A 12,425-nucleotide genomic window follows, 5' to 3' on the forward strand; every position below is an offset into this window, starting at 1 on the left:
GACCCAGGCTGTTGCTCGCTGCGCTCGATCAGCCGTGACTTCACGCACCGCGAGCTTGCGCAGATGAGGCGAGCTGTGCGAGCTCCGTTTCGAGCATAGGGTTGCGCTTGAACATAGCGTCGATCAATGCTTGGGCCGGCTGCTCGGCCGCCTCCACCCACGTCGCCTTCTCCGCTCGCGCGGAGGGCGCGAACACACGCTTGACCACGGTCGGCGATCCCCTCAGACCGCAATTGGCCATGTCATCCACGCCAGCACTTTGGGCGCTCCATTTTACGATTGTGGTGCGGGCGGCACGCAACGCATCTATCATTGCGCCGCGGCGAATTTGATTTGTTGCCTCTAACATGCTGACGAGACACGGCAGCTTGGAACCCAACACCTGGACGCCCCCTTCGCAGCGCCGTTCGGCCTCGATGGTCCGTAGCTTGAGGTCCAACGCTTTGATCGTGGAAACATAAGTGAGCTGCTGGACCCCGAGCCGCCTTGCAATGCCAGGTCCCACCTGCGCCGTATCGCCGTCGATCGTCTGCTTGCCGGTGAATATGACGTCCGGTGGGCCATATTCCTTGCCGATGTTGCGAATCGCGCTCGCCAACGCGTAACTCGTCGCCAGCGTATCCGAGCCCGCGAAGCTACGGTCGGTGAGCAGGACAGCGCGATCGGCACCAAATGTCAGTGCCTTTCGGAGAGATTCTTCGGCGGACGGCGGTCCCATTGTCAGGACGGTGACTTCGCCGCCGAATTGATCTCTTAGCTCGAGCGCAGCTTCCAATGCGAAGAGATCATAGGGGTTGATGATTGTCGGCACGCCCTGGCGCATGATCGTGTTCGTAACAGGGTGCACGCGGATTTGCGCGGAGTCGGGGACTTGTTTGATGCAGACGATGCTGTGCATGTACTTCTCCTAAGATGCCGAGCCGACTCCCGACGCAGCAAATGTCATACCATCCAAGGCATTTCGCCAACGAGGAATGAATGCAGGCTGACGACGAGCCGGTTGTCGCAACTGCGATGGTTTACGCACCGGCGTGATCTCAAGCTGATCGGAGTCAGGGGCGGCAACGGAGCCGCAGCGATCACGCGCCGCTTCGACGCCAAAGCCATTTTCAGGTCGCGTACGTTGCAAACAGACGATGACAAGACTGGCCGAAGCGAAGACGCCCTACGCGTCGCCGGCGAGTAAATCCCAACCCAAGGCACAACGCTAGCATCCCCGTCATGCATCCGAGCTGGCGACCGCCTCTTTTCCACGCTCTCCTATGCCAGTCGGCCGAGCGAGAGAGAGAGAGAGAGAGAGAGAGAGAGAGAGAGAGAGAGAGAGAGAGGAGCGAGCTCGACGCTTGGCTCAGAAGCGTTTGATCTCGATGCCGTGTCTTCGCAAGGCGTAGCCAATCTGGCGCGGGGTCAGTCCAAGCAGGCGCGCCGCCTTCGCCTGTACCCACCCGGATCTTTCCATGGCTGCGATGACGCGCTCGCGATCGGTGACTTTCGCGGCACCCACCACGGGGCGCCCGGGTGGCCCCAGCGGTGTCAGCTCGCTGCTCACCGGCTGAACGGGTGTGACGGCTTGTGTTGGCGGCATGCTCAGCCTCGCGGGCGGTGCGATTGTCGGGCTCGGCTGTCGCGCCACTTCCGCCGGTCCACCCTTCCATAGCAAGGCCGACAGGCATTGCCCATGGCAGCACGCAAAATCATCTCTTACGATCGACGATCCTAGCGCTAGCGTCGCGGTCCGCTGCACGCAGTTTTCGAGCTCACGGACGTTGCCGGGAAATCCGCAATTCATGAGGACCTCAATCGCACTTGAATCGAATACCAGGGCACGGCCGTTCTCATCGTTGAAGTTCTTCAAAAAACGAGCGGCGAGAAGCGGAATATCAGTGCGTCTTTCGCGCAGCGGCGGCAATAGCAGAGGAACCACGCTGATGCGGTAATAGAGATCGGCACGAAACTCGTTCCTGGCCACCGCCTCTTCAAGATTCTTGTTCGTGGCCGCAATCACGCGGACGTCGACTTTGATCGTCTGATTGCCGCCCACCCGCTCGAATTCCTGCTCCTGAAGCACGCGCAGGAGCTTCGCCTGGAACGAGCCCGAGATCTCTCCAATCTCATCCAGAAACAACGTTCCCTTGTCGGCGATCTCGAAGCGCCCCTTGCGCGCGTTGAATGCGCCCGTAAACGCCCCCTTCTCGTGTCCGAACAATTCGGATTCCAGCACCGTCTCTGTGAGGGCTGCGCAATTCAGCTTGATAAAGGGGCGTTTGGCGCGCGCTGAACGCTCGTGAATAGCCTTCGCGACCAGCTCTTTGCCGGTACCCGATTCGCCACGCAACAAAACCGTGCTATTTGATTTTGAGATCACCTCGATCTTGTCAAGTAGCGCGCGCAGCGCCGGGCTGTCGCCGATAATTCCCTCGACTTGGACCTTCTTACGGTCCCGCCCATGAGGCTTGAGCTCGGAAAGTTGCTTCTGCAGCCGAAACTCCTCGTCCATAAGACGTCCGCGATCGCGCACAAACGAGCAATGCAGCTTCGTCGTCTGGCCCAGCAGGCTGGCGACCATCGTCAGAAGACCGAGGTCGTCCTCGAGCTGCGCACGCGTTCCATTGTCCGCGATGCGGTCGATGCTCAGCGTACCCACAACTTTGCCGTCAACATCTATGGGAACGCCGATGAACGCAACACGCGTATGACCGCCGGCATTTAGCATATCGATCTCCGAAGAACTGAAGGCCGAATGCAGCGCTACATTCTCCACGACGAGCGGCTGCCCCGACGCGACGATTTGATCGATTGCTCCTTGCGGCAAGCGCACCCGGCAGCGCGCATCGCGGTCTTCGCTCCTGCCGTCCTCTACGATGATCTCCGGCCCGCCGTCATGCTCGAACAGACATACGATGCCGCGCCGCATCCGCACGAGCGATCCCAGGCGCTCGATGACGCTCGCCAGCTTAGCCTCGAGCCGACATAGGCCAGTGAGCGTGTGCGCTATTTGAACAATCGTGCTTAGCGATTTCTCTTGGGACCGCACAATACAAGCGGAAGCGTCCGCGTCGGAGGTTGAGTTTGGCTTTTCGCGCAGGGAAATGCTGTCTAGCATGACGACTTCTTCGTTCCTTTCTCGATCCTCCCCATCGGACTTGTCGGATTCGTGTTGCATGCCCGATCTGACATCCAGTTCTCAGGGCGGGACGAGAGATTACCCCTCTTCATGGCACGTCGGCAGCACTTAGAGTAACTCGCTTTGCCGCCTTGTTTTCCAACTCGCTGCGCGGATTCACCCCGGCCAACATGACTTCCATCGAAGACGCTCAGAACAGCCGGGGCTCTTTAGGGGCTGATTGAATTATAAGTGTTGCCCGCCATTGATCGGCACTTCGGCGCCGGTGACATAACTTGCCGCATCTGAACATAGGAAGAAAATGACCTTGGCGACCTCTTCGGGTGTACCCACTCGGCGGAGTGGGATCTTTGGCACAAGATGCGCTTCCGTGTCAGGCGACAAAATGTCCGTCTTGATTTCGCCGGGCGCGATCGCATTGACGCGAATGCCATGCGCGGCGTAATCGTGGGCCATTTCGCGCGTGAGACAAGCGAGCGCAGCTTTCGAAGTCGCATATGCCGAGCCAGCAAATGGATGCACCCGCGAGCCGGCGATCGACGTCACGTTGACGATCGAGCCTGACGCCCTTTTCAATTCGTCGAACAGGCCTTGAGCGAGTAGGATCGGTGCCACCAGATTGAGGTGGAACACGCTCATCCAAGTGTCGACTGAGGTCGCCAGCGATGTCAGCCTGGTACCGTTTGCCGCTTTTGGTGAGTTGCCGGCATTGTTTACCAGTCCGTGCAACGGTGCGCCAGCAAGGCGCTCCTTGATCTCGGCAATCACGCGCGGCAGCATCCGATGATCGCCCAGGTCGACTTCGATATAGCTGTCGCCCTCTGAGTCTGATGGGCGACGCGCCGCGTCCAATGGTTGGCGCGCGCAAGAAATGATGCGCCAACCGGCTTTCGAAAACAATTTTCCGGTGGCGCGACCGATACCGCGCGATGCCCCGGTCAATACCAGCGTCTTTCGCTCACGCAGCGGACGGCCCGCTCGATCGGCGTAAATTGGACCGCTAGGGTCCGTTTCCGACGATTGAGGTACGACCGCTTTGTCATCTGGTAGATCTAGATTCACACGCGGCTCCCTTCCGCTCCCATCGGCTGTGCACCTGGTGCAGGATCCGGGCCAAAGCGGCGCAGGGCATAAGGGGCGCACTTTTGCGACAAATGGCAGGTTCTGAACATCTGGCCTGTTTGCTTTTCGACAACAGCAACGCCGCGTCAAGCCCCCGGGCGCGTTGACTGGGTCGCACTCCAGGGGTGGTCTGTGGCTCATTCGAATTGGCGGAGATAGTTTAGCTGCCTTGTGCGGAGATCAGGATCGATGGCCAGTTCGTTCAATTTCCTCGGTTGGACGCGCCGCCGCAGATGCGGCTCTGGTTCGACATCGATGGGCTGGGGCTCGTGCCGTTGATCAGCTGCGGTCGAAAGTATTTCGCAACCAGCGCATGAACAAGGCCGTCGTCCAGAAGACGAGCTGACCGCGAAGGGATTAACGCAGAAACGGCGATACGTCTACCTGACGCGCGTCCTTGCTGCTGGGACATTCTGACGTGACCGTCTGCTACGTCAGATTCCTCGGCGGCCCGGGCCACCATTACCGTGCTCTTCACCGCGTGGCCACCGATGGCGGTTTCGGCCCGGCGATGCCGGGACCCTAACCTTTTCTCCGGCCAGTCGACTTACACGTCGCGGTCCGACGTATCCCGGGACAAGGCCGCCGAGCTCGCCGGCATTGGCCTACGCTTCGCCGGGCATTCGCTGTACCACTGCATCCCGGCAGTGCGTCGGTCAGCCCTCAGCTGCGGACGTTGCGAAACCCGATGCTGTGGAAGCCACCAGTATCAGGCCGACGATCTAGGCGACGATTGCTCAGGTTCAGATTCGCGGCACCTCATGAAGCCGCGAAATGCTCGTATGGATTATCGACCAGGATCAACTGCTCCGGATTGCTCAGATCGAATTCAATAATGCGTGGCACGAGCAGACGGGCATAGCGCGTAAAGGCGCTGGTGGGGGGAAAGCGGATCACGGTGGCGCATCGCGCAAGCAGATACATGTCGATGAGCGCGGAAGCTCCACCTTCAGTTCCCATTTCCGCACTATGCAACGGCCCTGCCAGATCGGCCTGGAACCGTTTTGGTACGGCGAAGATATCGGGAAACAGACCCGATATGTGATCGAGCACCTGTGCGCTATCCGTGCACAGGAAGATCTTAACAGGCTTTGGATATGGCAAAGCCATGGCTTTACGGATTGCCATGCAGACCTGACGAAGAGCGAGCTCCGAATCGGCCCAGTACGGAGCATGCCCCATGATATCTTCGCCATTGCCGTGCCGAACATGAACGCCGATGATACTATGGCCGCTAAAGTGTTGCTCATACAAGTCCTCGATCCGCGCTCGAATCTCAGACCTGAGTTTGATGTTTCGGAAGATCAGTCGTTCGGCTTCCTCACCACAACGCCACATCAGGCAAGCGTCACAGACAATGGTGTTGGCCTCGTTATCGTCTCCTGCTTGGAACAGCTCAGTCAGTTCGTCACGTTCTCGGAAGATCTGCTCGTCCGGACGATTGATACAGTCGATCGATGGCCTATTCCACCACGGCGGGAAGAACGGGCCGGGAAGCGAGAGCTGGTTGAGCCTGTCATCGCAAATCACCGGCACGCCAGCGATCTCCTCAACCGGCTCGAAGAACACCGGAAAGGCATTGCTGAACGGTTGGTCGACATAACAGGAACCGCGCCAGTCAATAACGAGCGTTCGCCCGGTCCGCTGCGCGTACGACCAGGCTGATGCCAACGACCAGAGGCAATCACCAAAGCCGGTGCGCCTCCGAGAAACAACAAAGCGTTCCTTCGTCACGTTATCAAACCCTTCTCGTTGCGCGAGTGTGGCGCACCAACTCATCCGCGATGCCGATCTACGCCGGGCGCTGGTCACCTGGACGCAAGTCACCCAACCCGCAAACTCATCCTGCACGGCACTGCGATTGGCAGGTCATGCTAGAGGTGTCACATTACGCACCTTTTACGACGGCCCAGTCTGTGACGGATGCAGCCGAATACGACGCTGATCCCACAGCCCGCGCAGTTCGTTCAGGAGAGCTTCGCGCCTGGTCCTGTCAGAGGTGACCCTGGCGAGAAGATCGGCCAGAACAGCTTCCTTCTCGATTTGCATCAGCATGTCGAATAGGTCATGCGAGACGCGTACGCTGTCATGGCTGGAGTGACCCATGCGGATCTCGCAGATTGTCTCCTGGCGGTCTCGGCCCGCATGAGCGCGAACCCGGTAAAGAGATACATGGGGCGGCAGTGATACAGCGAGTGCGGTCCAATTTTCGAGCGTTGTTGCCCGCTTTTTGATGAGGAATGACCCGACCACAAGGCCATCCAGCTCGGTCGACAAAAACGCCGTAATCGCATCGGCAACGGAATCTACGATCGGTTCGGCATTGTTGTTGAACGACGTATTAAGCAGAATCGGGACGCCCGTTCGAGCTTTGAACGCGCTGATAAGTTCCCAATAGGCGGCATTGCTCGTGCGGGACACCGTTTGCAGCCGAGCCGTACCATCGATATGCGTGATCGCGCCCAGCAATGCACGCATGGATTCGCGCACGCGCACGACGAAATTCATGAAGGGATATTCTGCGCGACCATCCGGCAATTCAAAGAACGCGCCCGCATCCTCCTCGAGAACCGATGGCGCGAACGGTCGATAACTCTCGCGCTTCTTGACCATCGCATTGATCCGGTCCTTGTTTGCCGCGGGCCTGGGGTCCGCAAGAATGCTGCGGTTGCCGAGCGCACGAGGGCCGAACTCGGACCGGCCCTGTACCCACCCGATCACAGCGCCATCAGCGATCCACTCGGCTGCTCTAGCTGCGACGTCAGCGGTCCGTTCAATCTCGAGGTGTCCGGCCCATCCCTTCAGTTCCTGTTCAATGCTGTCGTCGCTGCCGACATCGGGCCCCCAATAAACCGCCTGTAGTCGCTCGCGGGGCGGAGCCTGCCCGGCCTCGTTCGATACCATCATCGCCGCACCCAATGCGCATCCGGCATCATGCGAGGCCGGCTGCACAAAAATCTCTTCGAACAGCCCTGAGTACAGCAGTTTTCCGTTTAGCGTGCAGTTGTGGGCTACCCCGCCAGCCAGGCACAACCGTTTCATTCCGGTCTGCTCACGATAATGCCGAAGAATGTGAAAGACGATCCGCTCCAGCGCCTCCTGCAATGAAGCGCTCACATCTCGGTGTTGTTGCGTGAACGGCATTCCCTTTCGCCGGACCTCGATATTGCGCAGCAATGCCGGGCCGATACGGTCGAGGTGAACGCGGTAGGCACCGTTGGGGGAGAGCTCATAAAATTGGGAGAAAAGCTCGCGATAGCGAGCGGGATCTCCATAAGGAGCCAATCCCATGACCTTATATTCGTCGAACAGGCCGTAGCCGAGGTATCGGATCGTTTCCAGATAGAACAGTCCGAGAGAGTTGGTCTCTGGAAACGTCATGAGCTCGGTCATTTCGGTGCCCGACCCCACCGCCAACAGACCCGAGAGGAAGTCGCCACAGCCGTCGATCGCGAGAACCAGGCTTTCTTCAAAACCGGACATTGCCAAAGCGCTTACGGCATGGGCCTGATGATGGCCTACGAATGACACCCGCGAAGGGTCAACTTGGGTACCGAACTCTGCCGCGAGAAGGTGCCGCAACAGGAGATTCGCATCCAGCGGAATTGAGATCTCAGGTTGTGAGATGAACAACCGTTCGAGCATCGAATTGCAGTAGGCTTCAGTCGCGTAGAACGCAATACGATCGACGTCGCGAAGCTCCACACCCGCGGCTGCTAGACAGTATTCAATCGCACTGCTCGGGAGCTTGTTCGAATGTTTGATGCGGTTGAGGCGCTCCTCTTCAACGGCGGCGATCACGCGACCGTCCTTGACGAGCACCGCGGCGCCGTCGTGCAGAAACGTGTTCGGTAGTTGCAGCGGGTTTTCATAGACCCTGTCAAGCCCGCCACTCAATCCTAGACACAGCATCTTGTTCTCCGTTCATTTTGAGAGGCCTGTTGGCCTATTTCATCTCGCTTGCTTGGCGAGTAGGCTGCACGTCGCCGCGGGGCCGCAGGCATCGCCAACGAAACGAGGCTCGTATAAGCGTCGGCCGCGAACCGAAAGTTCGTTACGTCCGTGTCTGATCTCGCACGCGCGACGCTTCGCTTTAGGTCTTGTTCCTCTCACCGCATCAGGCGTTGCCGAAGCAGCGCAGCTGAGACGATGAAGGGAATGGCTGCGTAGATGCACAGTGTGCCCACATGCAAACCGACGCTGTCGACCGGCCGACCGAGCATTGCTGGACGAATGAGATCGACCGAATGTGTCAGAGGCAACAAAGCCGCGATGCGTTGAAATGAACCTGGCAGCTGGTTGATTGGGAAGATCGCCCCGCTCAAATACATCATGGGCGTGAGGATAAGGGATTGGTAGAAGATGAAATAGTCGTGGCTCGGTGCAAGAGCGGAAACGACCATTGCGAGGCTCGCGAAAGCAACGCCAGTGAGGGCGATGGCTGGTAACGCATAGGGAATGGACGACCACTCTGCATACCCCAGCGCGACGGCAACAATCGTGATCGCGGTCCCGGCGAGCAAGGCCTTGCTTGCTGCCCATGCCACTTCACCTAGAACAATGTCGCCGAGCGTGAGAGGCGTACAGAGCACCGCCTCCCACGTGCAACCTGTCTGCATGCGAGCGTAAGCCCCATAGATGGTTTCAAAGGTTGAGGAGACCATTGCGCTTGTGGCGACCATGCCAGCCGCCAGAAACGCAATGTATGAAGTTCCCTCAACGCCACCTACGATCATTCCGAGGCCAAAGCCAAGACCGAACAGAGAGCTCATCGGCTCGGCCAGATTCCCAAGAATCGATGCCAGAGCGACTTTCCGCCAGACCAGAAAGTTGCGGCGCCATACCGCGATCCAGTTCCATGGATTAGCAGGGAGCGCGGGCGCAAAACGTTGCCACATCGTTCAGTCCTTCATCTCTCGCCCGGTTAGCCGCAAGAAGACATCCTCCAGATTTGGAGGTCGCTGCAGAAGACGGAGATCCGGACGGTTGGCAAGCCGGCGACGCACCTGCTCGGGATCCGCGGCATAGCAAAACAGCGTCTCCCCGCTCACCTCAGCGTGCTGCACTTGGGTTCTGACCAGCGGCAGCAACTCATGCGGGTTACCACCGTAAATCTCGATCACCTGACACCCGATCTGCTGCTCGATCAGAGCATGAGGCTGCCCTTCGGCGATCTTGCCGCCGTGCTCAAGCACGCACAGGCGGTCGCACAATCGCTCCGCCTCTTCCATGAAATGGGTGGTGAGAAGAATCGTTTTGCCGCGCGCTAATAGCCAGCGCAAGCGTTCCCAGATGAGGTGCCGGCCGTGCGGATCGAGGCCAGTCGTCGGCTCGTCAAGCACCAAGAGCTGCGGGTCGTTAATGAGGGCACGTGCCAGCGTCAGTCGCCGCTTCATGCCGCCGGACAGTTCGGCGACGCGCGCGTCCGCCTTGTTCTCCAAGCGAGCGAATTCGAGCAGTGACGGCGTCACCGCTTTGACCTCGGTCGCGCTCATGCCGAAGTAGCGACCGAATACGAGCAAGTTTTCGCGCACGGTGAGCTGAAGATCGAGGTTATCGAACTGTGGGACAACCCCGATGCCCCGACGCGCCAACGGCGCACGTGCCGGCACCGGCTCGCCAAGCACGTAGATCTTACCTGCGTCGGGCGATGCAACACCGAGGATCAATCGCGCAAGCGTGCTTTTACCCGCGCCGTTTGGTCCCAGCAGACCGAAGCACTCTCCTGGCGAGACCGTAAACGAAAGAGCGTCCACGACGGTCCGGTCCTTGTAGGACTTACTCACCTCGAAAAGGTCGATTGCCGGGCTTGACATTTGCTTACGCGATCGCGACGGACGTTGTTCGCACCGCGTCCTTGGTCGCGTGCTTTTTCGTCCAAAGCAGGCCGTCACACCACACGTGATCGACGCGTCCCCACTGGCACGCGGCGGCAGCATCCGGGAAAAAGCCGCGTCCATGCAGATTGGCGCTGGTATTGCAAAGCAGCGGAATGGCTGTGAGCTTTTCGTACGCGATGAGAAGCTCGACCACTTTATGCTGAGATGTTCTGGAAACCGTCTGTAGGCGAGCAGATCCATCGAGATGCACGACGGCGGGAATTTTGTCCCGCCATTCCGGTCGCGTCTGGTGATCGAACAGCATGTACGGATCGGGTATTCCGGGGCTAAAAATCTCCGCCGCACGATCCTCCAGGCATATCGGCGCTACCGGCCTGAAATGCTCTCGAAGCTTGACGTCGTTGAGATGGTCTTTCATTCCCTCCCAGCTCGCAGCCGCGAGAATGCTTCTGCCACCCAACGCACGTGGTCCGAGCTCGGCACGCCCGGCAAGGAAGATCACGGGCTTGTCACTCGCGAGGATTGCCGCAAGTTCGCCCATAGTGCAGGGCGCGCCGTCCCATCCGGGCGGGACTTCGCTGGGACGAACGGCCGGTCCACTGTAGACCGTCCATTCCAGAGCTCTAAAGCCTTGCTGTGCCGCCAGTGCAGAGCAAGCAGCACCGATCGCTGAGCCGCTGTCGTTCGGAAAGGGCGGCACCCACACGTGGTCGAACAGACCGGTCGCACGAAATGCACTATTCCACTTGATATTCAGGCCACAGCCGCCGGCTATGCAGAGGTTACGCCCCCCCGCAAGATCCGAATGTCGCTGCACAACATCAGCAATTGTGCGAACCAGCAGGCGCTCTAGAAAGACGTGAAATGACGCAAGGATGTCTTCGGCCTGCTTGGCCTTCAATCGCAGTGCGCACGCATCGAAGAAGTCGTGCAGAGCTTCAAGTGGTGATAGTGAGCTGTTGATCTGTGCAAGCTTATGACAAGCGCCCTCAGCATCCGTGGCAAAGTGCGCGTGATAAAGCTCCTGAAACGTCGCAATAATCTCCTCGTCGGGAGCTCCCATTGCGATATAGGCCATCAGCTTGCCGGCGATGCCGAGATCCCAGCTGGTCCGGTCCGCCCGCCTGTAAGGTCCAAAGTGATGTCCTGCCGTCGCATAGGCGTGGCCTATCATCGGAAACAGGCACTCGATGAACCGAATCCCGTGCGGCTCGACATAGTAGAGGCGCGGAAACATGCAGCCGTCCCACACCAAGCAGAAAGCAGATTGTGCGGATTTGGCAAACGAGCTGGTGCAGTATGCGGATGCTACGTGCCCGGTGACATGCGGATAGCTTTGATAGGGATACAGTTTCCCATCAAGCATAAGGCCGATGCGATCGCGGGATGCGAGGGGGCTATCGCCTTGGCGTTCGATATACGGCGCGCCCTTGAGCTTGACGGTCGTCGTCCCACTAAGAACTTCAAACTGGGATTCGAACTCTCCATCCCAACCATCAATGACGAACTGATCGACATCGCTCGGATCGAGCCCGTGCTCCGCCAAGGCGCTAACAACGGAATCCAGGTTGTCGATGGTTTGATAACGCGGATTATTGTTCAGCTTCTCCTGCTCGACGCAGAACACCACTCGCCCGTCCTCAATCAGAGCGACGGCCCCATCATGCGTCAACTTGATACCGCAGATACGCATAGTGGCTCCTCTCAGCCTTGGCCGTTGGGTGGGATCGAAGATGGCTCCGGATTCCGAAAGCGGACCAAAAGGCAGTCTTCGTCAGCCGACTGCCCCTGGCACTGCACGCGTTCGACCTCAATGAGCGCTTCAGTCAAAATCGTGATGACCGTCTCGGCGCCAGCGACATGCCCCCATCGCTTGCAGGTCGCATCACGTGCAGATCCGAAGACCAGATGACCACCCGGAGCAAGCATCTTGACCATGTTGTCGGCTGCAGTACGCATTTGTGTCATGTCTTCGAGATAATAGAGAACTTCGGCGACCACGATCAGATCGAACCGCTCTGCGGCCGAGAACTGCAGAATGTCAGTCGCCGCCCAGCTGATATGCGACCACCTCTTGGTCCGCTGGACCGCTCGACCGATCGCTCGCGGCATAACATCGATGACCGTGAGCCGTTTGCAGTGAGGAGCAAGCTTCTCTGTAAACGCACCGGCCGCGCACCCGATTTCGAGGCCATTTGAGACGGCGCTGTTCGACAGCGACAGCCGCAGCAATTGGGTGTGACGCTCACGTTCGAACGGATTATCGTCGAGCCGCCACGGATCCTCATTAGACAGCTCCCGTTCCAACGATTGATATGTCTGATGCACGTTCACGACCT

The 12,425-nt window shown here is 58.9% G+C and carries 9 protein-coding genes; all 9 read right to left on the minus strand.

Annotation, left to right across the window (positions count from 1 at the left end; translation table 11 throughout):
• Positions 1-40: 40 nt before the first annotated feature.
• Positions 41-898 (minus strand): electron transfer flavoprotein subunit beta/FixA family protein, encoded by an 858-nt coding sequence (locus tag AC0L21_RS31760; protein WP_007605808.1) that lies wholly within the window; start codon positions 896-898, stop codon positions 41-43.
• Positions 899-1,348: 450 nt separating this feature from the next.
• Positions 1,349-3,163 carry a nif-specific transcriptional activator NifA gene (gene nifA, locus AC0L21_RS31765; protein ID WP_473265649.1) on the minus strand — a complete coding sequence of 605 codons (1,815 nt, stop codon included), beginning with the start codon at positions 3,161-3,163 and terminating at the stop codon, positions 1,349-1,351.
• A gap of 186 nt (positions 3,164-3,349) precedes the next feature.
• Entirely contained in the window at positions 3,350-4,117 is a 768-nt protein-coding gene (locus AC0L21_RS31770) for an SDR family NAD(P)-dependent oxidoreductase (protein ID WP_473265663.1), read from the minus strand.
• 888 nt (positions 4,118-5,005) lie between these two features.
• The gene (locus AC0L21_RS31775; protein WP_473265650.1) at positions 5,006-6,025 is read right to left on the minus strand and encodes a nodulation protein NodZ; all 1,020 of its coding nucleotides are present in this window, start codon (positions 6,023-6,025) and stop codon (positions 5,006-5,008) included.
• 120 nt (positions 6,026-6,145) lie between these two features.
• On the minus strand, positions 6,146-8,158 hold the full coding sequence (locus AC0L21_RS31780; RefSeq protein WP_438744234.1) for a carbamoyltransferase family protein: 2,013 nt from the start codon (positions 8,156-8,158) through the stop codon (positions 6,146-6,148).
• A gap of 197 nt (positions 8,159-8,355) precedes the next feature.
• Positions 8,356-9,144 carry an ABC transporter permease gene (locus AC0L21_RS31785; RefSeq protein ID WP_438744235.1) on the minus strand — a complete coding sequence of 263 codons (789 nt, stop codon included), beginning with the start codon at positions 9,142-9,144 and terminating at the stop codon, positions 8,356-8,358.
• Positions 9,145-9,147: 3 nt separating this feature from the next.
• Positions 9,148-10,062, minus strand: a complete 915-nt coding sequence (nodI, locus tag AC0L21_RS31790; RefSeq protein ID WP_231189077.1) for a nodulation factor ABC transporter ATP-binding protein NodI — start codon at positions 10,060-10,062, stop codon at positions 9,148-9,150.
• 4 nt (positions 10,063-10,066) lie between these two features.
• The gene (nodU, locus tag AC0L21_RS31795) at positions 10,067-11,779 is read right to left on the minus strand and encodes a nodulation protein NodU (RefSeq protein WP_473265651.1); all 1,713 of its coding nucleotides are present in this window, start codon (positions 11,777-11,779) and stop codon (positions 10,067-10,069) included.
• 11 nt (positions 11,780-11,790) lie between these two features.
• Positions 11,791-12,420 (minus strand): nodulation methyltransferase NodS, encoded by a 630-nt coding sequence (gene nodS, locus AC0L21_RS31800; RefSeq protein WP_438744237.1) that lies wholly within the window; start codon positions 12,418-12,420, stop codon positions 11,791-11,793.
• Between the last annotated feature and the right edge of the window lie 5 nt (positions 12,421-12,425).

Source organism: Bradyrhizobium sp. WSM4873 (assembly GCF_055811355.1).